The following is a 24,719-nucleotide window of genomic DNA, read 5'->3' as shown; positions in this document are numbered from 1 at the left end:
TTGGGCCACGCCGTGCCGAGGAGGACCAGATGCGCCGCCGCACACTACTCGCCGCCGCCGGCCTTGCGGTCCCGGCCTCGCTCCTGGCAGGAGTGGACGAGGCGCTCGCGAGCGTGCCGGACCCCACCGGTTCCCCCGTTCCGTTCGATGCCCGGCTCGCCGCGGCCCGCGGCCACTTCGGCGCCGGCCGCAACGCCGCGCTGCTGAGCGCTCTGCCCGGCCTCCTGGCCGATGGCCACCACGCCGCCCGCGACTGTGCGGACATCGCGCTCGCCCGGCTCTCGGCCACCTACAGCCTGGCCGCCCAGGTGCACACGAAGATCGGGCGCTACGAGCAGTCGCGGCTGGCGGCGGACCGCGCGACGCTGTACGCGGAGTGGTCCGGCTCCCCGCTCGTCGCCGCGGCAGCAGCCCGGGACCTGGCCATCGTCCTGCGGCACCAGGACAAGGCAGTCGCCGCCCAACGGCACATCCTCGAAGCGGTCTCCCGGGTGGAGAGCACCGGTCTGACGACGGACGCCCAGAGGTCGGCATACGCGCAGATGCTGTGCACGACGTCGTACACCGCGGCGCGGGCCGGCGACCGGGGCCAGGCTCTCGCGATGATCCGGGAGGCCACCCGGGCCGCGCGCAAGCTGCCGCAGGAAGCGCCGGAGGAGCGCCTGTTCCCCATCACCCCGGCCGCCGTCGATCTCTACGCCGTCGGCGTGCACTGGGCCCTCGGCGACGCCGGAGCCGCGCTCGACGCCGGTCGCGGCCTACGCGCAGGCCAGTTCAGGACGGCCGAGCGCAAGGGGCGCATGCACACCGACCTGGCCCGAGCCTGGTGGCAGTGGGGCAAGCCGGAGCGGACGGCCGTGGAACTGCTGTCCGCTGCGCGCGTCTCGCCGGGAGAGGTGCGCGACCGGTCCTCGATCCGGGAGATCGTCGCGGAGCTGAGGTCACGTCATCCACGGGTCACGGCTGTGCGCGAACTGGTGGCGACCGCCAGGATGACAGCCTGACACCGGGGTAAGCAGATCCGGTGGTCCTACCGGACCACAACTGCCGTCGACGAGCGCGGTCCGGTGTCTTCGCCGATCCACAGGTACTGCGTATTCGCGGTCCGCATCATGCCGTAGTCGTACACGCGTCGCCGCTCAGGCGGTCCAGGTGCCGGTGAGGGCCGTGGTGGTGAAGCCAGGCCCGTGGGCGAGCGTGACACCGCGGGTGCCGTCCGCGGGCGGGGCGGCGCATGTGCGGGCGAGTACGTCGAGGACGGATCTCCCGCCGAGGTTGCCCACGGACCATCCCCGCAGGCGGGGCGGGGCCCAGACCGACCGGTTGGATGCACTTCATAGAAGCTGGCGGGTTCTGGCGACTGGTTCCGGAGTGGGCCCGTGCACCGGATACGCCACGCCAAAACACCACGTCCTGCCGACAGTTGACTCCGGACTGCGGAGACGGCCGGCCGATGAGTGATCGCAGGACCCCGGCAGTGCGCGTCTCAGGCATTGGCCCTGCCCCCATGGACGGCTGCCGCATCTGCTCCGCGGCGGTGCGGGGCCGGGCCGCTGCGTGGGCACGAGGCGATGCCCGTGGTATTCGTTGCTACAACGAGATCACCGGGGAGCACCCCCACAAGTGCGACCCCGACCGGAGGGGAACGGCATGAGCCACGACCGCGTGGATCCGCCCGCCGACTTCGACCCATGTGGCTGCCCCGACCCGAACTGCCGATTCAAGGAACCGCCGAATCGTGCGGATGACCAGGACAGCCCGACCCTTGCCGAGCTGCGCGAGCGCATCCGTGCGGACTGCGAGAGCCGGCGTCGTCTCGGTCCCCTGGGGCGGCAGCTGTGACGGTACAGGGGTCCGCCGCAGAGCCGCCCAAGCCTCCCACCGATCCTTTCGCGGGCACTCCGTACGAGGGCAGTCCCGAGGGGTGGTGGACGCCGCACGGCGGGGCGCTGGATCAGGCGTCGGGCGTAATCCACATTCCGCAGGGCCCGCGCCTGCACGCGCCCCCGGGACGACCGCCGTTCCCGGTGCGGACGGTCCGCAGATTCGGGTGGGCCATGTCCGTTTCTGCGGTCCTCCTGTCCTGCTTCGGCGTGATCGCCCTGGTGCTCTCCGGCCGCCCATGAGACTCCGCCCCTGCCGGACGTGACCGAATTCGAGACTCCCCCGCTGTGATGCGGAATCCCGACAGGGGCGGTACCACCCCGGCCGGTCGCCTGTGCTCTGATGGGCGGAAAGCGGCAGGACGGGCAGGATCGGACAGGTCGGGAACGCTTCTTTCGTCATCACCGGTGCGGGTGAGGATGGTGACGGAGCATCAGAAGCCGATTGATTCAGGGGTCGGATCAGGGGTTTGGCACAGGCACAGGCACTGGCGATCCGGTCCGAGCGCGTGACTCCGGTCCGGCTCCGGGGCCGGGTTCGTCGTGCGGTCACTTCCTCGGAAGGGCAGCGGGGGCAGGACAGCACGGGGCGCGCCCTGCTCCCGGGCACCCCGGAATATCCCATGCGGGAGAGTGGTGAACATGATGAACACGGTGGACGCTGTGGCCCGCCTTGCGCAGGCGGCATACGACGGCGATGCAACCGTGGTGGCCCGGCTGCTGGGAGGGGGCGTGGCGGTGGACGGGCTGAACAGCCGTAGGCGTTCGGCGCTGGACCTGGCGGTGCACCAGGGACACGGCGAGGTGGTCCGCCTGCTCGTCGGTGCCGGCGCCGACCTGGAGCAGCGGGCGGGTGAGTACGGGGAGTCGACGCCGTTGTGCCTGGCGGCACTTCACGGGCACACAGCCGTCGTGGGGGTCCTTCTCGATGCGGGTGTCCACCCCGAGGCCCGGAACAGGTTCGGCAACGCGCCGTTGGTGCTGGCGGCCACGGCCGGAGCCGAGGGGCGCCCGGACACCGTGGACCTGCTGCTGGACCGCGGGGCCGATATCGACGTGATGATGAAGGACAGGACACCTCTCGATTGGGCGGCCGGGTTCGGACAGGTGCGGATGGTGCACCAGTTGCTCGTCCGCGGGGCCACCCCCACGGCCCAGGCACTGGCCCTCGCGCGCGAACACGCGGAACGGTATCCGGGGTCCCGGCAGAAATTTGAGCGCGTCATCGATGCCCTGCGGGCAGCGGGCGCCACGGCCGGGGCGGACCGGGCCGTGCGGCGGCCATGCGAGCGGGAGGAAGGGGATTGAGGGCCGTGGGCAAGCCGGTCGGCAGCTGAACCGCCGACGCCGGCAGCACGCTGTCCGTCGTCCTGCCCGGCGCGGCGTCCGACGGCGGCCGCCACCACTTGCCCGCCGGGCAGCAGGGCACTCCCGGCGGCCGCCGGCCATGGGATTTCTGCCGGAGGGCGACCGGACGCCGGGCCTGTGCTACTCCGCGGCCACGGGTGCCGCACTCGTCGAGGGCGTCGGCCACCGATGTGCGTGGTCTTCGCGGACCGTCTGCTGTCGTCCGGCCACTGCCACCCATGTCGTGTGCCGGCCGGTGGGGTGCACGGTCAGCCCGTGCTGCTCGATGCGCGGGCGGCCGAGGGTGTCCCAGCGGGTGTACGCGGCGGTGATCTCGTCCCACAGCCGCCGGGGGCCGGCCTGGGTGACGGTGAACCGGTCGCTGTGGCGCCCGTCGTAGTCGACGGTGGCCCAGGCGGGGCCGGCGTCGTCGGCCGCTTCCAGACGCACCGGAGCGTGCTCGCCGCTGCTGTCCCAGGCGAAGGAGACTCCTGGAACGGCGAGGCCGATGGAGAACTCGGCATCCAGGTCCCCGCCGGCGACCGCCCACGGTGACAGGGCCGTCGTGTCCTGGTGTACGGGGCCGTCAACTGCGGCCGGGCCCGTGGCGGGTGAGGTGGTGGCGGGGTGGCGCATGGGCATGAAGGCCGCGAACGCGTGGAAGCGGCCCCGTGCGCCGCCGTCCTGGTGGGCCGTCAGTTCCAGGGTGCCGTAGCGGCACCAGGCGGAGGTCCACGGTGTGATGATGCGTCCGCCCGGTGTGGTCTGCGCTGTCCAGGCCGGGGGCAGCCGGTCGACCGAGAAGGTCGCCACCATCAGGTCGTACGGAGCCTCGTCGGGCAGGCGGGCCGCGGCATCGCCGCGGACCACCACCGGGGCGTGTCCGGCGGTCCGCAGGTTCCGCTGCCCCTGGGTGGCGAGCGCGGCGTCCAGCTCGATGGTGGTGACCGCACTGTCGCCGAGGAGCGCGCAGAGCAGGGCGGCGTTGAAGCCTGTGCCGGTGCCCAGTTCCAGAACCCGGCGCGGGGCTGCCGGGTTGTCGAGGCCGGCGAGCAGGAGGGTGCGCAGCATCATGGACGGCATGGACGCCGAGGACGTGGGCAGGCCGTCGGTGAACTGCGTGACCAAAGGGGTGTCGCGGTACGCCGCCTCCAGCCAGCCCTCGGGGTCCGTGGCGCGGTCGCGCAGGTGGTAGCCGCCCTCGCCGTCGCGGCGCCAGATGCGGTCGGGCAGAAACAGGTGGCGTGGCACCGTGCGCAGCGCTCGTTCGAAGGCGGGCGGCAGGCGCTGGTCGAGGAACTGGCTGATCTGGGCGAGCAGTTGCTCGGTGCGGGCGGCCGCAGCCGCGGGGGAAGCGTTCACCGCCCGGCTACTTCTTGTCCGGGGCAGGTGGAGGCGGTGGGGGCGGCGGGACGGGCCGGTTCGGCTGGTGGCCGTCGTCCCCGATGGGTGAGCGGTGCTTTGCTGCCTGTGGGACGTCCACGGGGCCTCCGTCGTGTCGTCGTGCGGAATCCGGTGCTGCCACGGCGGAGGAAACGGTAGAGGAGACGGTGGAGGAGGGCAACGCCCCGCTCATCCGGCCCCGGCCAACCGCAGGAACCGTACGGCGGTCATCGCCGCGCTCGGAAGGGGCAAGGTGGGGCGGGGCAGGTGGGGAAGGCGCGGGTTCCGACGCACGGACGCCCCCGTCTCCGTGTCAGGGAGGCGGGGGCGTCCGGCCGGCGGTTCTGTCCGGCCGTCCGTCAGTGGGTGTTCTCCGTGGGGCGCAGGTTTCTCGGGATCCAGCGCCACACCACCGCGGCGGCGGCCAGGACCAGGGTGGCGGCGACGACGAACGTCGGGGTGACGGCCCCGGTGTAGGCACGGGAGACGGTGTCCATGAGGGACTGCCCGAACGGCCCGCCCAGGGTCTGTGCCACGTGTGCGGCCTCGCCGATGGAGTCGCGTACCGCGCTCAGCTCCGGTCCGCTCAGGTCCAGGGCGGGCAGGTTCGCCCGGTAGAGCCCGGCGGCGAGGCTGCCCAGCATCGCGACACCGAGTGCGGCGCCCAGCTCGTAGCAGGTCTCCTCGATGGCCGCGGCGCCGCCGGTCTCGTGGGCCGGAGTGGCCGCCAGCAGCGTCACCGACGCCACCGTCATGGCGAGTCCGACGCCCAGGCCGAGGACGGCGAGCGAGACGGCCAGGGCCGGGTAGCCGACCTCGCCGAAGCGCTCGACGGTCCACGGCAGGGCCAGGCCCGCCGCCATCGCGACGAGGCCCAGGCCGAGGACGTGCCGGATCGGGAAGCGCTGCATCAGCGAGGGTGCGAGCACCGCCGTGATCATCAGGCCCAGCGGCGCCGGCAGGACCCGGATGCCCGCTTCCAGGGGGCTGTAGCCCTCGGCGTACTGGAACCACTGCGTGACCAGGAACAGCACCGCGCCCAGGCCGACCATGCCCAGGAAGATGGCGACGGCGGCGATGCTGAAGGACCGGTTCGTGAACAGGCGCACCTGGAGCAGCGGGGTCTCCAGCCGGAGCTGACGGCGTACGAACACGGTCAGGGCGACGGCGGACAGGAGCAGCAGCGCCCACGGCAGCGGGTCGGCGAAGCCGCTCTTGCCGAGCTGCTTGATACCGCCCGCGAGGGCGAGCATGCCGACGATCGACTGCCCCACGCCCCACCAGTCCCAGCGCCCGCCGTGCGGCGAGCGGGACTCGGGCAGGAACCGCGAGCCGAGCGCGATGGCCAGCGCGGCCACCGGCAGGTTCAGCAGGAACGCCGACTGCCAGCCGAAGTTCTGCACGAGCAGGCCGCCGACCACGGGGCCCAGCGCCAGGCCGCCGCCGAACACGGCCGTCCAGACGGCGTAGGCGAAGGCCCGTTCCCGTGCGTCGGTGAACGTGTGCCGCAGGATCGACAGCGTCGAGGGCATGATCGTCGCCCCGCCGACGCCGAGCAGCGCGCGGGCCGCGATGACGTGCCATGCCTGGGTGGCGAAGACCGCCGCCAGCGAGGCGAACGCGAAGATCACGAAGCCGATGAGGAGCAGGCGCTTGCGCCCCAGACGGTCGCCGAGCGCCCCGGCCGTCACCAGCAGTCCGGAGAGGACCAGTGCGTAGATGTCGATGATCCACAGCTGTTCGACGGATCCGGGCCGCAGGTCGGAGACCAGGGACGGGAACGCCACGTTGAGGATCGTGGTGTCCATCGCGAGCAGCAGGAGGCTGCCGGAAAGGATGACGAGAACGATCCAGCGGCGCGGATCCCGCTGCTGCGCCTGTCCGGTGCGTGGCCGGGCACTGCGCGAAAACATGAGACACCCACTCTGAATTCGAAACGTAGCTGACTTGAATGAGACATTCACGTCTCAATACGTTCATACTACCTCCCGCGCCGAGGGACCGTCCCCCAAGGCCCGGCGGCGCTCGCCGAAGCCCCCCGCAACGGCCCTGACCTGGGACGTTGCACGACGCGGGGCCGGCGGCCGCCGCGACGGCGGGTGTGCGCCACCGCCTGTCCGCGGCGCCCGGCGGCGCCCGGCGGTGCGCGGCGGTGCGCGGCGGTGCGCGGCCTTCTCGTCAGCAGCGCCGGTAGACGTGTCCGGGCTCGGCGGCGGGGCGTACGTCGCGGTCGCGCAGGGTCAGGGAGAGGAGCTTGCCCCACCGGCGGCACGCGCCGTCGAAGTCCTTCGCCGTGTACTCGATGTCGAAGACCTTGCCGTGGTAGGCGTCGGCGAAGGCGGGGCATTCCTCGTAGCGGGCGCACTCCTCGACGACGGCGAAGTCGAACCCGATGTGCCGGCGCCGGTCGAGGAGGCCGGCGGTGTTCTTCTGGGCGATGGCCAGCCCCCGGTCGTGGGCGCGGCGGGCCAGCAGTGCGGCGAAGGCCGCCGCGTCGTCCGCCGTGAGGCGGCCGTCCGACCGTTCGTAGGAGTCGAGGTTGTCGGGTTCGACGGCGTCGAAGCCGGCTTTCGCGCAGCCGTCGATCCAGGGTCCGACGATGTCGAGGAGGGCTTTGCGGGTGCCGGGGGTGGAGATGTCGAGCAGCGGTTCGTCCCAGTCCTCGTCGATGACGAGGCCGCCGCGTGCGTTGCGCAGCAGCAGGCCGGGGTGGTGTGCGCGCCACCAGTCGATGGCGTCGCCGGGCTGGGCCTGGAAGGCGTTGAGGTAGCAGATGTTGTAGAGGCCGGGGGCGGGGTGGGCCGAGCGGTCACGGGAGACGGCCCGGACGCCGTCCGGCGGGGGGTAGGAGCCGCCCAGCTGGTAGTCGAAGGGCGCGTGGGCGGCCGGCCGGCGGATCGGGCCCGCACCGGTGTGCGCGGGGGCCGCGTCGCGGTGGTCTCCGGCGGGGGCGTTCGTCGAGCAGCTGGTGACCAGGAGGGCCAGGACGAGGGCGAGGAGCGCATGCCGGATTCCGCTGCGGCGGAACAGGGGGGTCATGGTGGACTTTCGCGTGCGGGGAGGGTGGCTTGTGGCTGCCATCTTGTCGCTGCCATCTTGTCGCCCGACGCCGTACCGCCGTCCCCTCCCCCGTCCCTCCGCAGCTCTCCGCCGGCCCGGCGTCCCGGAACGCGGGGACTCGGCCCTGCCCGCGCGCGCCCCGTTCCCGCGCGGCGGATTGCCGGGCCGGGCGCCTGGGGCCGGTCGGGACCTGGTCCTCAAAGACGTGCGGTCGGCGCCAGGCCCTCAGGAGACGTGCGGAGGGGCCGGGCGGCCGTGCCGGCCCGGCCCCTCTGCCGGGATTCCGTGGAACCCCGGGCTTGGGCACGTCACTTCGTGAGGGTGTTCTCCCGGTCCTGGGCGGCGCCGGCTTCGCCCTCGTCGCCCGTGCCGGACGCGGTGGCCGCGGGTGCGGGCCGGCGCCTGCCGACGATGGCGGATCCGGCGACGACCGCGGCCAGCGACACCAGGACGAGGCCGATCACCGCGAACTTGCCCCATTGGGCGGCTCCGCCGACGAGGAAGCCCGCCACACCGAAGTCGGCGTCGGAGAAGGTGGAGTTCTTCATTCCCACGTTGCCCATGAAGGGCAGCACCAGGAGCGGGAGGAAGGTGATCAGCAGTCCGTTGGCGAAGGCGCCGAGCACCGCGCCGCGCCGGCCGCCCGTGGCGTTGCCCAGCACACCGGCCGCGGCGCCGGTCATGAAGTGCGCGACCACGCCCGGGATGATGATGGTGGTGCCGAGGCCGACCAGCAGGCCCATGCCGAGCAGGCCGCCGACGAAGCTGGCGAGGAAGCCGATGAGGACGGCGTTCGGTGCGAAGGTGAACAGGATCGGCACGTCGAGGGCGGGCTTCGCGGCGGGGACCAGCTTCTCGGATATGCCCTTGAACGCGGGGATGATCTCGGCGAGTACGGCCCGGACACCGGCGAGGATCACGAACACACCGGCGGCGAACTTGCCCGCCTGCATGACGGCCCAGATCAGGTACCACTGGCCCCCGCTGAGGTGGCTCTCGACGTAGCCGGCGCCCGCGATCAGGGTGACGAGGAGGTAGATGACGCCCATCGAGGTGGCGATGACGACGGTGGTGTCGCGCAGGAAGCCGAGCCCCTGGGGGATCTTGAGGTCCTCGGTGGACTTGGACTTGCGGGCGTCGCCGAGGACCTTGCCGACCAGGCCGCCGAACCAGATGCCGAATCCGCCGGTGTGGCCGAGTGCCACCTCATCACGTCCGGTGACCTGGCGCACCCACGGCTGGACCAGCGCCGGGGAGAGAGTGGTGATCAGTCCTTGCGCGAGCGATCCCCAGAGCACGGCTTCCCAGGTGGCGAAGCCGTTGGCCATCAGGATGACGGCGATCATCGCGGCCAGGTAGAGGGCGACATGGCCGGAGAGGTAGATGAACTTCAGCCGGGTGAACCGGGCGAGGAGCACGTTCACGACCATGCCGAAGAAGAAGATCAGTGCCGCCTGCGAACCGAACTCGGTCAGGACCTCGCCGACGATGGCCTCGTTGTTCGGCACCACGCCCTGCACCCCGAAGGCGTGCTGGAACATGTCCCCGAAGGGCGTGAGCGCGCCGGACACCACGCCGGCCCCGGCGGCGAGGACGAGGAAACCGACGAACGCCTTGACGGTGCCCTTCACCGTGTCGGAGAGGGACTTGCGCTGAAGCAGCAGACCGAGCAGCGCGATCAGCCCGATGACGACCGATGGTTCCTTGAACACATCGAGCAGCGACTTGAGAAATCCGTTCACTGATCACGCCTCCTCGGCGCTGCGGAGCGGGGACGGCTCCGGGTAGAGGTGTGCGGCCGGGCCGCGGAAGGGAGTTACACCAGGGCGTGGCGCTCGGCCAGCGCCTTGACCTTGGCGCGCAGTTCGTCCTTGTCGATGAGGCTGTCCATCACGGTGACGTCGCCGAGGCCCTGCGCGGCGTCCGCCAGGTCTTTGGCGACGAAGAAGGCGTCGGCGCTGGTGGGGCTGGCGGAGCTGAGGTCGGAGTGCTCGACCTGGACGTCACGGAGGCCGAGTTCCTTGACGACGTCCTCGATGTTCATGCGGAGCATGAAGCTGCTGCCGAGTCCGGTGCTGCACATGGCCATGATCTTCATCGGTTCTCCTCGAATCGGGTGATGAGTGCGGTGACGTCCGCCGCGGACGCGGCGGCGCGCAGCGCGTGGCGGGTGTCCGGGTCGGACAGGAGGCGGGCCAGCGATCCCATGGCCTCGGTGTGGACGTGGGCGTCCGGCGCGGCGAGACAGAAGTAGAGGTCGACGGAGTGTTCGGGCTGTCCCAGCAGCGGGGCGGGCTCCGTCAGCCGGAGCATGGCCAGGGCCGGCCGGAGGGCTCCGCTCTCCGGCCGGGCGTGGGCCAGCGCGATGCCGAAGCCGAGGTCGATGTAGGTGCCGCCGGCGGCGATGGATTCGGTCATCGCCTCGACGTAGCCGGCGGTGATGTCGCCGGCGTCGAGCAGGGGCTGTGCGACGCGCCGTACCGCGGCGGGCCAGTCCAGGGTTTCGTCGCTGAAGGCGATGCGGTCGGGCGTGAGAAGCGTGCTCAGTCGCATGGTCCCTCCTTTGCGGGGTGCGGGGCGGGTGGGCGCCCGGCCCTGTTGGGGCCGGTCCTCTTCGGGTCAGTCCTCCTCGGTCGTGATGTCGAAGGAGAGTTCGCCCGTGCTCGGCGGGAAGGTGGAGGTGCCGTGGACGAGCGGTTTGCGGTGCGGGTCGTAGACGGTCGAGACCGCCAGGAGCAGGGTGGTGCCCGCGGCCACGCCCAGCAGGCCGGCTTCGCGGTCGTCGCTCTGGTGGAGGCTGACGACGATCTCGTTGCGGGCGAGCAGGATGTCGTGGTGGGCGCGCAGGTAGGCGTAGAGGGAGTGGTCGGTGAAGTCCGCGGTGAGCAGGTCGGGGAAGCGCTCCACGGCGACGTAGGAGTCGGCGAGGTGGTGGACTTCGCCGTTGACGCGGCGCAGCCGCTGGAGGTGGACGACGTCGGCGGCGGGGCTGGTGTGGAGCCGGGCGGCGATGCGCGCTCCGGCGCGGACGCGTTCCTGTACGAGGACTTCGGAGGTCACCGTGTGGCCCTGGCGCGTCAGTTGGGTGTAGAAGCCGGTGACCTCGTTGACGAAGCGTTCGCGGTGGCGCATCGCGTAGCGCGGGCGGCTGACGAAGGTGCCGCGTCCGTGTTCGCGGATGAGATGGCCGTCTCCCACGAGTTCGTCGACGGCGCGGCGGACCGTGATGCGGCTGACTTCGTACTCCTCGCAGAGTTTGGTCTCCGGGGGCAGTTGGGTGCCCACCGGCAGATCGCTGACGCGGCGCAGCAGGTGGTCGCGTACCTGTGCGTACTTGTGTCCGGCCATCGCGCTCTCCCCGGTTCGTGTCTGACGCGCTCTACATCAGGACGTCATGATGAATTTCCGGCGGACGTTACCTCTGGCCGTCGCTGAACGGGGGTCATCACAGGCTCCTGTCATGGTCCGGGCACCACGTCCTCGGGTGCTCCGCCTACAGCTTCACCCACCGGAACGCGGCCCTGGATGAGTCGGATGCCCCCTCGTACTCGGGACCTTCAGCCTCTTGGGCGGGGGACCAAAGGCGTCAATCACGGGCGGGGGCAGATCCCGGGACCGCCGGGTGCCGTATGCGGGGTCCGGTGGGGTTACGTTGCCAAGAGTCGTCATGACGTCCTTACCTCTACTTCCCAAGGAGTCTGACTTGTCCACCGCATCGCACCGCTCTGTCCCGGCCGGCGCCCTGGGTGAGGCCGACCGGCGGGCCGTCGCCACCGCACGGGCCCTGGCCCTGGATGCCGTCGAGGCCGCGGGTTCCGGTCATCCGGGCACGGCGCTCGCGCTGGCTCCGGTGGCACACCGGCTGTTCCAGCACCATCTGCGCCACGATCCGGCCGATCCGTCCTGGGAGGGGCGTGACCGGTTCGTGCTGTCCTGCGGCCACGCGAGCATCCTGCTGTACACCCAGCTCTTCCTGACCGGCTACGGCCTGACCCTTGAGGACCTGCGGAACTTCCGCCGCCTCGGTTCCCGCACCCCCGGGCATCCCGAGTACCGGCACACCGCGGGCGTGGAGATGACGACGGGGCCGCTGGGCCAGGGGGGTGGCCACCGCCGTCGGCATGGCCATGGCGCTCCGGCGCGACGAGGGCCGGCAGCGGGCGGGCGGCGGTGAACTGCCGCTGCCGCCGCGGACGGTGTGGGTGCTGTGCTCGGACGGCGACCTCCAGGAGGGTCTCTCCTGTGAGGCGGGGGCCCTGGCCGGCCGCCATGAGCTCGGCAACCTCGTGGTCGTCTGGGACGACAACGGCATCCAGATCGAGGGGAGCTGCGAGCTGTCCACCCGTGAGGAGACCGGTGCGCGGTTCGCGGCGCAGGGCTGGTCGGTACGGGCCGTGGGCCTGGGCGCGGACGGCGACATCGACACGGTCGCCCTGGACGCCGCGCTGGATGCCGCCCGCCGGGAGAGGGACCGGCCGAGCCTGATCGTCCTCACCTCCCAGCTGGCGTGGCCCGCCCCGCACGCCGTCAACACCCCGGCCGCGCACGGCGCACCGCTGGGCGCGGCGGAGGTCCGGCTCACCAAGCAGGCGCTCGGCCTCGACCCGGACGAGACGTTCGCCGTCGCGCAGGAGGTTCTCGCCCACACCCGGGCCGCACGGGAGCGGGGGGCGGCGCTGCACCGGGAGTGGGACGCGGCGCTGGCCGCCTGGGAGCGGGAGCTGCCCGCCGCCGCCAAGGAGCGCGCCGAGGCCGTCGCCCGGGTCGGCGCCGCGGAGGTGGCCGATGCGCTGCCGGTGTTCGAGGCGGGCGAGTCGATCGCCCCGCGCGATGCCTCCGGACAGGTCATCCAGGCGCTGGCCGCCCGGCTGCCCCAGTTGTGGGGCGGTTCGGCCGACCTCGGGGACAGCAACCGTACGACGATCAAGGGCGGTGGTTCCTTCCTGCCCGCGGCGCCGGGCGGGCCGTTGGGGCGCAACATCCACTGGGGGGTGCGGGAGCACGCCATGGCCGCGGCGATGAACGGCATCGCGCTGGTCGGCTACGACCGTCCGTTCGGCGGCACGTTCCTGGTCTTCAGCGACTATCAGCGGCCCGCGCTGCGTCTGGCCGCTCTGATGGGCCTGCCCGTGGTGCATGTGTGGTCGCACGACTCGGTGGCGCTCGGCGCGGACGGGCCCACGCACCAGCCGGTCGAGCAGCTGGCCGCGCTGCGGGCGATGCCGGGCCTGGCCGTGGTGCGGCCCGCGGACGCCAAGGAGACGGCGGCGGCGTGGCTGGCCGCGCTGGATGCCACGGGCCCGGTCGGGTTCGCCCTGGCCCGGCAGGGGCTGCCGGTGCTGCCCGTGGCGGCGGACACGGTGCGGGCCGGGGTGGCGCGCGGTGCCTACGTCGTGGGGGAATGCGACGGGCGGCCGGACGTGCTCCTGCTGGCCAGTGGCAGTGAGGTCGCGCTGGCGCTGGCCGCGCAGCGGACGCTGGCCGGGCGGGGGGTGACGGCGCGGGTGGTCTCCGTCCCCTGCAAGGAGTGGTTCGGGCGGCAGGACGTCCACTACCGGGAGACGGTGCTGCCGCCTTCGGTGCGGGCCCGGGTCGTGATCGAGGCCGCCGCCTCCTTCGGCTGGCACGATCTGCTCGGCGAGTCGGGCCGGGCCGTCACCGTCGATACGTTCGGCGTCTCCGCCCCCGCCGGTGACGCGCTGCGGGAGACGGGCATGACGGAGGCGGCCGTGCTGCGGGCGGCCGAGGACTCCCTCGCCGCGGCGGCCCGGCGGTGAACTCCGGTGACCGGCAGGCGCGTTCGGGGTGCGGGCGGGATGTGCTGGCGGGCGTGGCGCTGGTCGTCCTCGACTGCGACGGGGTGCTCGTCGACACGGAGCGGACCGGACCCGCGGTGGTCGCCGCCATGGCGGCGGAGGTGGGCTGGCGCCTGACCGCCGGGGAGGTGCGTGAGCGCTTCCTGGGCACCTCGGAGTCCTTTCTGCTGTCCGAGGTGCGCGCGCACGCCGCGGTGGAGGTGGGCGAGGAGTGGCTGGCGGAGTACCGCAGGCGGGTGCGGGCCGCTTTCGCGGCCGCGCCGCGCACCATGCCCGGGGTGCACCGGCTGCTGGGTGCTCTGGAGGACCGCGGGCTCGCGTACTGCGTGGCGTCCGGCGGCGGCCATGCGCGCATCAGGCACTCGCTGACCGCGGTGGGGCTGTGGGGGCGGTTCGCGGGCCGGGTGTTCAGCGCGGAGGACGTGCCGCGCGGTAAGCCCGCGCCCGACCTCTTCCGGTACGCCGCCGAGCGCTCCGGCCGTGGTCCTGGGGAATGTCTGGTGGTCGAGGACAGTCCGGCGGGCGTGCGGGCCGCACTCGCGGCGCGGATGCCCGTGGTGGGCTACTGCGGCGGGCCTACTCCGGCGCACTGGCTGCGGGATGCCGACCGCGGTGTGGTGAGCGCCCTCGACGACCTGGTCCGCTCCCCCTGACGGGCCCGCGGCCCGGGGCGGGCGCCGGGGCCCGTCGGACCCTGTATGATCATTTACGTAACTCCGGCGCGCGGCGCGGGAGTCACGCGTCTGTGGTCCAAGGAAAGATGTCCGCCTGCCGGCGGGAGATGCAGGTGCAAGGCCTGCCGGGCGCTCCACGAAGAAGGTCCCCGTACTCGGTGAGTGCGGGGGCCTTTCGCGTTCCGGCCGTCGGAAGGCGTGGGTGACGGCCGTGCGGCGCGGCGTACCGGGCGTGCTCCCCGGGGAACGGGACGTCAGCCGGATGAGCCGGATCAGCCCGGTCAGCCGGATCAGCCGGATCAGCCGGTGAAGATCTGGCCGAGCAGATAGAGGTTGAGGCCGGAGATCAAGATGGCCACGACCACGCCGAACCCGGTGGTGAGGGGCTTGTTGGCGAGGTTTCCCATCACGTCGCGGCGGCGGGTGAGCATCACGAGCGGGACGAGGGCGAAGGGGATCCCGAAGGACAGTACGACCTGGGAGAGGATCAGGGCGGAGTCCGGGGAGACGCCGGTGCCCAGCACGATGAGGGCGGGCGCCATGGTCAGGCCGCGGCGGAGCAGCAGGGGGATGCGGCGGCGGATGAAGCCCTGCATGACGATCTGCCCGGCGTAGGTGCCCACGCCGGAGGACGACAGGCCGGCGGCGAGCAGCGCGACGGCGAAGGCCAGGGCGGCCAGGCCGCCGACGGTGTGGCCGAGGCCGTCGTGGGCGGCCTGGAGGGTTCCGTCGTAGTCGCTCCCGGACCGGTGGAAGAGGGCGACGGCGACGCAGAGCATGGCGAGGTTGATCAGGCCGGCCAGGCCGAGTCCGGTGGCGCAGTCGGTGCGCAGGCCGCGCAGCGCGGCCCTCTTGGCGGCGGGGCCCTTGGGGGTGGTGCGCTGGGCGGTGAGTGCGGAGTGCAGGTAGATCACATGGGGCATGACCGTGGCGCCGATGATGCCGACGGACAGGGTGAGGGATTCGGTTCCGGCGAGGCGGGGCACCATGCCTGCCGCGAGACCGGTGGCCGACTGCCCGCCGACGGCGCACAGTTGGTAGAGGAAGCCGAAGGCGACCAGGGTCAGCAGGAAGGTCGTGACGAGTTCGAAGGGGCGGTAGCCGCGGCGCTGGAGGGCGAGGACGGCGAAGCTGACGGCGGCGGTGGCCAGTCCGGCGGGGAAGAGCGGTACGCCGAACAGGAGGTTGAGGCCGACGGCGGCGCCGACGAACTCGGCCAGGTCGGTGGCCATGGCGACCAGTTCGGCCTGGACCCAGAGCACCCGGGTCACGGCGCGGGGGAAGGTACGGCGGCACAGGGTCGGCAGGTCCTCCCCCGCGGCCAGGCCGATCTTGGCGGAGAGGTACTGGACGAACACCGCGACCAGGTTCGCGGCCACGAGCACCCACACCAGCAGGTAGCCGAATTTGGCGCCCGCCTGGAAGTTCGTCGCGAAGTTCCCGGGGTCCACGTAGGCCACCGCGGCGACGAACGCCGGGCCGTAGAACGCCCGGCGGGCACGCTTTGCCTCCAGGGGGGCGAAGCGGGGCTCAACGACGGGTGTGGTCACGGGCGGTGCCCTCCTGGCCGGCGGCGCTCGGCCGTCCCGGTCGTGCGGGACGGCGTGCTGGACGTGGGGGTGTGCGGGGCGTTGCGCGGTGGGCGTGCGGGGCGGCGGTGCGTGTTCCGGCGCGCCGCCCGCGGGCAGGTCCCCGGCGTCGCGTCGGCGCCGGCCCGCGCCGCTGCGCGGCGGCGCTCTGCGGCGGCGTCGGGTACGGCCGGGTCGCGGGGCCGGTGGGCGGCCCCGCGTACGGGTGGTGCGGTGCGGTGGTGGCCGTTACCGGGGGATGATGTCCGGGATCGGCTCGATGGACGGCGTGCCGTAGGTGAAGTAGGTCTCCGCGGGCAGGTTCGTGCCGCCGATGGCGGTTCCGGTGTCTATCTGGTCCATGGTCCAGGTGCGGGTCTCGAAGTCGGGTTCGAGCACGAGGAATCCCGGGTCGCCGAAGAGCTCGATGCGGTTGCCTCCCGGTTCGAAGACGTACAGGAAGGAGCTCTGGGTGATGCCGTGGCGGTCCGGGCCCGCCTCGATGGGGATGCCGTAGTCGCGGAACATCTCGGCCGCGTCGATGGTGTGCTGCTGGACGCCGTAGTAGAAGGCGACGTGGTGCAGGCGGCCGCGGGCGCCGCGGGCGTCCCGCATGACCGCGACGTCGTGGCTGAGGAGGGAGCTGCTCATCCAGGCGCCGGTCTCGATGTCGCCGTCGACGACCCGTTCGTGGGTCTTCATGCCCAGGTGCCGTTCGAAGGACTCCTTGACCGGTGTCACCTCGCGGGCCAGCAGGTTGAGATGGTCGATCCGCTTGACCGGCAGGCCCTGCAACGGCTTCTTCGAGGCCCGGCTGAGGATCTTGCTCTGCAGCTCCGGCGGGGCCTGGTACTTCTCGACCTCCCACAGCAGGGCCATCTTGTGGCCGTCGGGGGTGTCGAACTCGTAGGTCTTGCCGTAGCCGAACTCGCCGTCGCTCCACGCGCCGTCCAGGTTCCCCTCGCGCAGGGACGCGATGCGGCGCTCCAGGGCCTCCGGTGACGAGGTGCGCAGTGCGGCGTGGTCCATGCGGGCCTCGGGGCCTTCGGTGACCTTCAGGCTCCACTGGTACGGGTCCTCGTAGCCGCGCAGGTAGACCGACTGGCCTTCGCGCTTGGTCTCGTACATGCCCAGCAGGTCCTTGAAGAACCAGAGCGTGCCGTCCGGGTTCGGCGTGTGCAGCTCCACGCGGGCCAGGTGGGCGATCTCGTGGCGGTAGCGTTCCTCGGTCATGTGTCTGTGCCTTCCTCGCGCGATGCGAGCGGTGGGTGGACCGGCCCGGTGGCCGGCGCCGGCAGGACAGGCCCCGGGGTGTGTCGTCGCAGGCGAGTCGGCCGCCCGGCGGCGGGCCCGCGGTGCGGGGCGTCGCGGGCGGTGCGGGGCGTCGCGGGCGGTGCGGGGCGTCGCGGGCGGGTGCCGCTTCGACGGCGTGTCTAGTGTTCCGGTGCCGGCCGGGCGTTGCGTTCCTCGGTGGTCACGTCGCCCGCCGCCCAGTGCGCGGGCTCGACCTCGCGGATGACGACCCGGATGCTGGACAGGGGGGCGCCCACGGTGCGGTGTGCGGCCTGGGTGAGTTCGTGGATCAGGGCGCGGACCTGTTCGGGGGTACGGCCGGTGCCCAGGGTCACGTCGATGAACGGCATGCTGTGCCTCCCGCGATGGTGACGGTGCCGAGGGTGGAGAAGTGCGCCGCGACGCGTGCGCCGGGCCGGACGTGTACGGCGTCGGTCATGCCGCCGGTCAGGACGACCGCGCCGGCTTCGATGGCCAGTCCGCGGGCGCCCAGGGAGTTGGCGGCGAGGGCGAGTGCCTCGGCGGGGTGGCCCTGTACGGCGGCGCCGGTGGCGGAGTCCGTGATCTGCCCGTCGACTTCCAGCAGGCACGCCTCGTGCAGCAGGTCCATACCGTCCGGGGAGCGGCCGACGGGGCCGAGGACGAAGAGTCCGGAGGAGCTGTTGTCGGCCACCGCGTCGGCGAGGGTGAACTTGAAGTCGCGGTAGCGGCTGTCGATGATTTCGACGCCGCCGTAGACGCGCTCGACGGCGGCGAGCGCGGTGGCGGCGGTGACGCCGGGGCCGGCCAGCCGCTCCCCCATGACGAAGACGATCTCCGGCTCGGCCCGGGGGTGGATGAGCCGTTCCCGGGGCAGGGGGACGCCGGCGGGCAGCACCATGGCGTCGGTCAGCCAGGCCAGTGAGGGCGAGTCGATGCCCATCCGGATCTGCTTGGCGCGTGAGGTGAGGCCGAGTTTCACGCCGATCAGCGTTTCGCCGCGGTGCAGGCGCTGTTGCAGGGCCTCGTACTGCACGGTGTAGGCGCTTTGCAGGTCGAGGTCGGGCCACTGTGCGGTGATGGGCCCGCGGGCGGTCACCGAGCGTTCGGCCTCCAGGAGGACCTCGGCGGCACGCCGGACGTCGCCGGAGCGGATTTCCAGTGCCTCGGTCATGGGTGGTGCCGCCTCCTTGGGCAGGGCGGAAGGGACGGGGCGGGGGCCGGGCGGCGGGTCAACGCGACAGCACGGCCGTCACGCTGCCCACTCCCGCGATGGTGGTGGTCACGGTGTCGCCGGGCTCTGCGGTGACGGCCGTGGTGAGGGAGGGGACGACCACCAGGTGTCCGGGTTCGAGGGCGGATCCCGGTGTGCCGTGGGCGTGCGCGGCGTTCGCCGCCCAGACCAGTGCGTTGACGGGCGATCCCAGTGCCATACCGCCGGCGCCGGTCGCGGCGACCTCCCCGTTGCGGTACAGCACGCAGCCGCACAGGCGCAGTTCGGCCGCCGGCAGGTGCACCGGCCGGCCGCCCAGGACCACGCCGCCGCAAGAGGCGTTGTCCGCGGCCATTTCGGCGGCGTTCGCCGGCCCGTCCTGAATGCGTGAATCGCTGATCTCCAGCGCGGGCAGCACGAAGTCCACCGCGCGGATCGCGTCCGCCACATTGACGCCCGGTCCGCGCAGCGGTTCCCGGAGGACGAATGCCAGTGCCGGTTCGATGCGGGGCCGGATGAATTGCTTCGCGTCGAGCGGCTGGTGTTCGGGGTGGACCATACGGCCGGTCAGCCGGCCGAGAACCGGCTGGGTCGCGTCCATGGATTTCTGTGCGGGGACGGAGGCCAGGCCCACCTTGAATCCCCGGATGCGTTCGCCGTCCGCGCTCCACCGGTGCAGTTGCTCCCGCTGGATTTCGTATGCGTCCGGCAGTGCCGGTTCCGTGTCGTGCTGCCTGATCGACCGGATCGCTTTTCCGGTCCGGTAGGCGCCGATCAGGTTGGTGGCCGTTTCTCGCAGGACTTCTGGGTTCATGCGGTCTCTTCCACGAATACGGTCGTCGGCACCGGTCTCGGCACTGTGGTCAGCGAAGGCGGAGCATCACGGCGCGGGGTTCGGTGAAGAACTCGCGGGAGTGCTGTCCGCCTTCCCGGCCGATTCCGCTGATGCCCTGGCCGCCGAACGGCAGGCGCAGATCGCGCTCGAAGAAACAGTTCACCCATACCGTGCCCGCCTGCCAGGCGGCTGCCATCCGGTGGGCCCGGTCGAGATTGGTGGTGAACAGGATTCCGCCCAGTCCGTACGGGCTGGAATTCGCCAGGTGCAGGGCTTCCCGCTCGGTGTCGAAGGGAATGACCGTTTCCACCGGGCCGAAGATCTCTTCCTGGGCGGTGCGGGATGCGTTGGTCAGCCCGGTGATGACCGTGGGCGGGTAGTAGAAACCGCTTCCCAGGCCGCCGGTGGTGACGCGGGAGCCGCCGGTGAGCACCGTTCCGCCCTCGCTGCGGGCGAGTTCGACATAGCCGTGCACCTTGTCCAGGTGCCGCTGTTCGATGAGCGGCCCCATGGCGGTTTCCCGGTTCTTCGGGTCGCCGACGGTGAGGCGCTGGGCTTCCGCGGTGAAGCGTTCCAGGAATTCGGGGAGGATGCCGCGCTGGACGAAGAGTCTCGATCCGGCGAAGCACATCTGGCCGGAGCCGGCGAAGATCGCTCGGATCGATTCGGGTACCGCGACGTCCAGATCGGCGTCGTCGAAGACGATGTTGGCCGATTTGCCGCCCATCTCGGCGGAGACCGGGGTCAGGTGGGCGGCGGCGGCCGCCATGATCCGGGACCCGGTGGCGCTGGAGCCGGTGAAGGTGATGCGGTCCACGCGCGGATCGCCGGTCAGCGGTCCGGCCACTTCGTCACCGCCGAAGCCGTGGACGATGTTGAGGACCCCGTCGGGCAGGCCGGCGGCGGTGGCCAGTTCGCCGAACCGGGTGGCGGTGAGCGGCGTCTGCGGTGCGGGCTTGAGCACCACCGTGTTGCCGAACGCCAGCGCCGGGGCGACCTTCCAGGTGGCCAGCATCAGCGGGGCGTTCCACGGGCTGATCGCGGAGACGACGCCCGCGGGCGGGTAGAGGGTGTAGCTGAGGGTCGCGCCGTCCGGGTACGCCTCGTTGGCGGCCATGGCCGCGTAGTCGGCGAAGAACCGGAGGTTCTGGGCCACCCGTGGCATCTCGCCGTGCTGCGCCTGGTGGAGGAGTTTGCCGCTGTCGGCGGTCTCCAGCTGTGCCAGTTCCTCGCGGTGGGCGTCCACGGCGTCGGCCACGGCGTGGAGGACGGTGCGCCTCTCCCGCGGTGTCATCTTCGGCCACGGGCCCTCGTCGAACGCCGTGCGCGCCGAGGTGATCGCCCGTTCGGCGTCGGCGGCGGTGCCCCGGGTGACCGTGCCGATCACCGAGTTGTCGTGCGGGTTCCTGGTCTCGAAGGTCTCGTCGCCCGTGGAGTCGGCGGCCCGGCCGCCGATGAAATGGCGGACCTGGCGATCTTTTCCGGCCGTCTCGGCACCCTGCGTCATCGGGGAGATTCCCCCCGGGGCGGGAACCCGGCGACGGTGCGGGGGTTCCCCAGATGCTCGACATCATGACGACATCGTATTGGTAATGCGCCCGGACTCTCGTTCATGACATCGCACCCCCCATTTTCGGTGCCCGCTCGCTGCCGCGCGGTGCCCGTATCAATGATCAGCGACTCGTCTGTTCTCGGATACGCCGACGGATGAATTTGCGGTGTAACACAGCACCGCTGTCCGTCTATTCCTTCGGCCGACTCTTCGGTCGATTCTTCGGTCCGGCCGGCTTCAGCCCGTTGCTGTGTGCCGTGGCCGGTAGGTCTATTCGGAGCTCGTCACGTGCATGGCCTCGCCAATCCTCCCCATACGGGGCCCGACGAGTCAAGATCCACATGGGTAATCGCCCAACTACGCTTCGTATAACGGTGGTTGCGCACCATTCAACCGGGGAATCGATTGATCGGGCGGCGGACAGGGGGTACCGTCGAAGCGTTCGATGTAGTGACCCGTGAACAGCCGGTAGCGTCGGCGGGTCATGTGGAGTTCACAAACGACCTCTAACTGTCCATCGTCATTCACACCGGCCGAATGGTCCCGCACAGGCGGGATCGGGGGCGGCCATATCCGGCTTCATTGTATTGACCGGCCCCTTGCGCAAAGGTAGTCTCAAGTCACTTTCCCAGCGGGGGTGCTGAGTCTTGCTCGAATGTTGCGCGTGCATTTCGTGCGCGTGATGCTCACCTCATACGCAGTCGTCCGGCCGGACTCATCCGGCCGGGGCGGTGGACGATCGTCTTCCGTCTGATCCCCGGACCACTTTCCACCCGCTTTCGGGTGTCGGATCACGCTGCTCCCTTTGCGATCGGGCCTGTGGCTCATAACTAGGGGGACCTGCCAATCATGGGCTCAAGCGATATGAGCCGTACTGTCGATATAGGCGTGGTGGGGGGCGGGGCGTCCGCCGTCTGTCTGCTCGACGCGCTGGCCGGGACCGATACCCCGCCGGGCAGCATCACCGTCTTCGAACCGTCCCGCCATCTGTGGCGCGGCCGGCCCTACCAGCCGGACCTGGAGACGGTGCGGGTGAACATCGCGCCGGAGGGCATGTCCGTCCGGTTCGGCGACAGCACCCTCTTCCAGCGGTGGCTGGCGGAGCGCGATGCGGTGGCCGGCGCCGGCCAGGACTTCGCGGATCCGTTCATCGGGACCCGCTTCGTGCCGCGCGCCGTCTTCGGCAGCTATCTGGAGCATTCGGCGCAGCAGGCGCTGCGCCGGCTGGAGAAGCGCGGCTGGCGCACCGAGGTGATCCGCGAGCGGGTGGCGCGGATGACCCCGGAGGGCGGCGGAGTGGTGCTGGGGACCGAGCACGGCAGGCGGGTCAGGGTCGACCACACCGTCTTATGCGTGGGTCGCGGGTTACCCGGCGACCCCTACTCCCTGACGGGCTCCGCGGGGTTCATCGCGGATCCCTACCCGCTGATGCACTCGCTGGCGGGGATCGGCCCCCAGCAGCGGGTCGGGGTGGTCGGCAGCGGGCTGACCGGAGTGGACGCGGTGCTCTCCCTGGCCGCCCGCGGACACCGCGGCCGCATGCTGCTGCTCTCGCGCACCGGTGTCCTGCCGCTGGTGCGCCAGCGTCCCCTGCCGTACACGCTGCGGCACTTCACCCCCCAGCGGTTCCGGGACGCGGCGGCGCGCGGTGAGACGGTGACGCTCGACGAGGTGGTCGCCACGATGCGCGCGGAGTTCGCGGCGGCGGGTGAGGACCTCGGCTCGGTCTCCGCGGAGATCGCGGCGTTCAGCGACGGGGATCCGGTGCGGCGGCTGCGCAGGCATCTGGCCGAAGTGGACTCCCCCAGCCAGGCGTTGCGCATCCTCCAGCACGCGGTGCCGGCCACCGGCCCCGATGTGTGGCCGCGGCTGCCCGAGCACGAGAAGGACCAGCTGCTGCGCGCGCACCACCGCGCGGTGATGAGTCTGTGCTGCCCGATGCCCCCGGCCTCGGCCGCCGCGCTGCTCGGCCTCATCGACAGCGGGCAGTTGGAGATCGTCTCGGGTCTGCGGCACATCGAGCCGGCGGCCGGCGGCGGATTCACCGCCCTGACCGACGGCGACGGGCCCGCCTACCGGGCCGACGTCCTGGTCAACGCCGTGAACGCCTCGCCCCGCGTCCAGTCGCCCAAGGCCGAGCCGCTGGTCGCCGCCATGGTCGGGGCCCACCTCGCCGAACGGCATCCGCGCGGCGGCGTACGGGTGGAGCGCGCGACCAGCCGGCTCATGGTGAACGGCATGAGCGACCGCAGGCTGTACGCGCTCGGCGACCTGGCGTCGGGCAGCCTGTTCTTCACCTTCGGTCTTCCCTCCATCGTGGACCGCGCCCACGACATCGCCGGCGCGATTCGCGACGACGCCGTGGAAGCCGCGTCGTGCCGGTTCGAGGACGACGCCTTGCAGGACGCCTGACCACTCGTGACACCGAGGGCGGAGCGATCCGGCGGCCGGCGGCCCCGGGGCCCGTCCACCTCCCGAAGGAGATCCATGAGCGCAACGACCTCGTTGCCGGAGCAGCCCAGCACCCGCAACGACGTCCGTCCGATGACCGGCGAGGAGTATCTGGACTCGCTGCGTGACGGCCGGGAGATCTATCTCTACGGCGAGCGCGTCGAGGACGTCACCACGCACCCCGGTTTCCGCAACAGCGCCCGGTCCATCGCCCGGCTGTACGACGCGTTGCACGCGCCGGAGGCCGAGGGGGTGCTGCGGGTGCCGACCGATACCGGCAACGGCGGGTTCACCCATCCTTTCTTCAAGACGGCGCGCTCCGCCGAGGATCTGATCACCGCGCGCGATGCCATCGTGGGGTGGCAGCGGCTGGTCTACGGCTGGATGGGCCGGAGCCCGGACTACAAGGCGTCGTTCCTGGGGACCCTGGGTGCCAACGCGGACTTCTACGGGGAGTTCAAGGACAACGCGCTGCTGTGGCACAAGCGGGCCCAGGAGCGGGTGCTGTACTTCAACCACGCGATCGTCCACCCGCCGATCGACCGGGACCAGCCGGCCGATCAGACCGCGGATGTGTGTGTGCACGTCGAGGAGGAGACCGATGCCGGTCTCATCGTCTCGGGTGCGAAGGTGGTCGCCACCGGGTCCGCGCTGACCAACGCCAACTTCATCGCGCACTACGGGCTGCCGCTGCGGGACAAGCGGTTCGGTGTGGTGTTCACCGTGCCGATGGACACCCCGGGGCTGAAGCTGTTCTGCCGCGCGTCCTACGAGATGGCGGCGGCCGTCATGGGGACCCCGTTCGACTATCCGCTGTCGAGCAGGCTGGACGAGAACGACGCGATCATGGTGCTGGACCGGGTGCTCATCCCGTGGGAGAACGTCTTCATGTACGACGCGGAGGCGGCCAACTCCTTCGCGAACGGCTCGGGTTTCCTGGACCGCTTCACCTTCCACGGCTGCACCCGCCTCGCGGTGAAACTCGATTTCATCGCCGGGTGTGCCATGAAGGCCGTGGAGATGACCGGCACGTCGACGTTCCGTGGTGTGCAGGCGCAGATCGGCGAGATCCTGAACTGGCGCGACCTGTTCTGGGGCCTGTCCGACGCGATGGCCAAGTCGCCGGTCGCCTGGGTGGGCGACGCCGTGCAGCCGAACGTCCGCTACGGGATGGCGTACCGCACGTTCATGGGCATCGGCTACCCGCGGATCAAGGAGATCTTGCAGCAGACGCTCGGCAGCGGGCTGATCTACCTCAACTCGCACGCCAACGACTGGAAGAACCCGGATGTGCGTCCCTATCTGGACAAGTATCTGCGGGGTTCTCACGGGATCCAGGCGATCGACCGGGTCAAGCTGCTGAAGCTGCTGTGGGACGCCGTCGGCACCGAGTTCGGCGGACGGCACGAGCTCTACGAGCGCAACTACGGCGGTGATCACGAGTCCGTCCGGTTCCAGACCCTGTGGGCGTACCAGAGCTCCGGTGAGGCGGACGCGCTCAAGGGCTTCGTGGACCAGTGCATGGACGAGTACGACCTCGACGGATGGACGCGGCCGGACATGTTCAACCCCGATGAGCTGTCGTTCGTCCGGGGCCGCTGATCTAGGGCCGGTACCGGTCGCCGGGCGCGCCCCGGTGCCGGCCACGGCATGGAGGAATTCCAG

The 24,719-nt window shown here is 71.4% G+C and carries 20 protein-coding genes and 1 pseudogene; 7 read left to right on the top strand and 14 right to left on the bottom strand.

Annotation, left to right across the window (positions count from 1 at the left end; all coding sequences use genetic code 11):
• Positions 1-29 precede the first annotated feature (29 nt).
• A complete protein-coding gene (locus ACLJWH_RS28775; RefSeq protein ID WP_411144694.1) occupies positions 30-1,004 on the top strand; it encodes a transcriptional regulator in 975 nt (324 codons plus the stop codon).
• Positions 1,005-1,139: 135 nt separating this feature from the next.
• On the opposite strand, the gene ACLJWH_RS28770 is transcribed toward ACLJWH_RS28775, so the two are convergent.
• A complete protein-coding gene (locus tag ACLJWH_RS28770) occupies positions 1,140-1,283 on the bottom strand; it encodes a hypothetical protein (protein WP_411144693.1) in 144 nt (47 codons plus the stop codon).
• A gap of 367 nt (positions 1,284-1,650) precedes the next feature.
• Here ACLJWH_RS28770 and ACLJWH_RS28765 point away from each other — a divergent pair, with 367 nt between their 5' ends.
• Positions 1,651-1,842: a hypothetical protein gene (locus ACLJWH_RS28765; protein ID WP_411144692.1), complete on the top strand. Its 192-nt coding sequence runs from the start codon at positions 1,651-1,653 to the stop codon at positions 1,840-1,842.
• Between the two features lie 683 nt (positions 1,843-2,525).
• Complete coding sequence (locus ACLJWH_RS28760) at positions 2,526-3,191, top strand: ankyrin repeat domain-containing protein (RefSeq protein WP_411144691.1); 666 nt, start codon at positions 2,526-2,528, stop codon at positions 3,189-3,191.
• A gap of 180 nt (positions 3,192-3,371) precedes the next feature.
• Here the strand turns inward: ACLJWH_RS28760 and ACLJWH_RS28755 are convergent, their stop codons facing one another.
• From ACLJWH_RS28755 to ACLJWH_RS28725, 7 genes are all read right to left on the bottom strand, one after another.
• Positions 3,372-4,592, bottom strand: coding sequence for a methyltransferase domain-containing protein (locus ACLJWH_RS28755; protein ID WP_411144690.1), 1,221 nt, complete (start codon positions 4,590-4,592; stop codon positions 3,372-3,374).
• 380 nt (positions 4,593-4,972) lie between these two features.
• Positions 4,973-6,526, bottom strand: a complete 1,554-nt coding sequence (locus ACLJWH_RS28750) for an MFS transporter (RefSeq protein WP_411144689.1) — start codon at positions 6,524-6,526, stop codon at positions 4,973-4,975.
• 265 nt (positions 6,527-6,791) lie between these two features.
• Positions 6,792-7,652 (bottom strand): endo alpha-1,4 polygalactosaminidase, encoded by an 861-nt coding sequence (locus ACLJWH_RS28745; protein ID WP_411144688.1) that lies wholly within the window; start codon positions 7,650-7,652, stop codon positions 6,792-6,794.
• Between the two features lie 329 nt (positions 7,653-7,981).
• Entirely contained in the window at positions 7,982-9,415 is a 1,434-nt protein-coding gene (locus tag ACLJWH_RS28740; protein ID WP_411144687.1) for a PTS ascorbate transporter subunit IIC, read from the bottom strand.
• A gap of 74 nt (positions 9,416-9,489) precedes the next feature.
• Entirely contained in the window at positions 9,490-9,771 is a 282-nt protein-coding gene (locus tag ACLJWH_RS28735; RefSeq protein ID WP_411144686.1) for a PTS sugar transporter subunit IIB, read from the bottom strand.
• Positions 9,768-10,226 carry a PTS sugar transporter subunit IIA gene (locus ACLJWH_RS28730; protein WP_411144685.1) on the bottom strand — a complete coding sequence of 153 codons (459 nt, stop codon included), beginning with the start codon at positions 10,224-10,226 and terminating at the stop codon, positions 9,768-9,770. The genes ACLJWH_RS28735 and ACLJWH_RS28730 overlap by 4 nt, the downstream gene beginning before the upstream one ends.
• A gap of 66 nt (positions 10,227-10,292) precedes the next feature.
• Positions 10,293-11,021 (bottom strand): GntR family transcriptional regulator, encoded by a 729-nt coding sequence (locus tag ACLJWH_RS28725; protein WP_411144684.1) that lies wholly within the window; start codon positions 11,019-11,021, stop codon positions 10,293-10,295.
• Positions 11,022-11,340: 319 nt separating this feature from the next.
• Between ACLJWH_RS28725 and tkt the strand changes: the two are divergent.
• Positions 11,341-13,450, top strand: a pseudogene (gene tkt, locus ACLJWH_RS28720) (transketolase).
• Positions 13,447-14,142 (top strand): HAD family hydrolase, encoded by a 696-nt coding sequence (locus tag ACLJWH_RS28715; RefSeq protein ID WP_411144683.1) that lies wholly within the window; start codon positions 13,447-13,449, stop codon positions 14,140-14,142. Before tkt ends, ACLJWH_RS28715 begins: the two are co-directional and overlap by 4 nt.
• Positions 14,143-14,462: 320 nt before the next feature.
• On the opposite strand, the gene ACLJWH_RS28710 is transcribed toward ACLJWH_RS28715, so the two are convergent.
• From ACLJWH_RS28710 to ACLJWH_RS28685, 6 genes are all read right to left on the bottom strand, one after another.
• On the bottom strand, positions 14,463-15,713 hold the full coding sequence (locus ACLJWH_RS28710) for an Nramp family divalent metal transporter (RefSeq protein WP_411144682.1): 1,251 nt from the start codon (positions 15,711-15,713) through the stop codon (positions 14,463-14,465).
• Positions 15,714-15,980: 267 nt separating this feature from the next.
• Positions 15,981-16,964 (bottom strand): VOC family protein, encoded by a 984-nt coding sequence (locus tag ACLJWH_RS28705; protein ID WP_411144681.1) that lies wholly within the window; start codon positions 16,962-16,964, stop codon positions 15,981-15,983.
• Positions 16,965-17,164: 200 nt separating this feature from the next.
• A complete protein-coding gene (locus ACLJWH_RS28700) occupies positions 17,165-17,374 on the bottom strand; it encodes a 2-hydroxymuconate tautomerase (protein WP_094790739.1) in 210 nt (69 codons plus the stop codon).
• Complete coding sequence (locus tag ACLJWH_RS28695) at positions 17,356-18,177, bottom strand: 2-keto-4-pentenoate hydratase (RefSeq protein ID WP_411144680.1); 822 nt, start codon at positions 18,175-18,177, stop codon at positions 17,356-17,358. The genes ACLJWH_RS28700 and ACLJWH_RS28695 overlap by 19 nt, the downstream gene beginning before the upstream one ends.
• Positions 18,178-18,235: 58 nt before the next feature.
• A complete protein-coding gene (locus tag ACLJWH_RS28690; RefSeq protein WP_411144679.1) occupies positions 18,236-19,030 on the bottom strand; it encodes a 2-keto-4-pentenoate hydratase in 795 nt (264 codons plus the stop codon).
• Positions 19,031-19,079: 49 nt separating this feature from the next.
• Positions 19,080-20,558 (bottom strand): aldehyde dehydrogenase, encoded by a 1,479-nt coding sequence (locus tag ACLJWH_RS28685; RefSeq protein WP_411144678.1) that lies wholly within the window; start codon positions 20,556-20,558, stop codon positions 19,080-19,082.
• A gap of 909 nt (positions 20,559-21,467) precedes the next feature.
• Between ACLJWH_RS28685 and ACLJWH_RS28680 the strand changes: the two genes are divergently transcribed.
• Both ACLJWH_RS28680 and ACLJWH_RS28675 read left to right on the top strand, forming a co-directional pair.
• A complete protein-coding gene (locus tag ACLJWH_RS28680; RefSeq protein ID WP_411144677.1) occupies positions 21,468-23,015 on the top strand; it encodes an FAD/NAD(P)-binding protein in 1,548 nt (515 codons plus the stop codon).
• Positions 23,016-23,090: 75 nt separating this feature from the next.
• Positions 23,091-24,656 carry a 4-hydroxyphenylacetate 3-hydroxylase N-terminal domain-containing protein gene (locus ACLJWH_RS28675; protein ID WP_411144676.1) on the top strand — a complete coding sequence of 522 codons (1,566 nt, stop codon included), beginning with the start codon at positions 23,091-23,093 and terminating at the stop codon, positions 24,654-24,656.
• Positions 24,657-24,719 lie beyond the last annotated feature (63 nt).

Source organism: Streptomyces sp. x-80 (assembly GCF_046549095.1).
Classification (GTDB): domain Bacteria; phylum Actinomycetota; class Actinomycetes; order Streptomycetales; family Streptomycetaceae; genus Streptomyces; species Streptomyces celluloflavus.
This window is presented reverse-complemented; position numbering and strand designations above follow the sequence as displayed.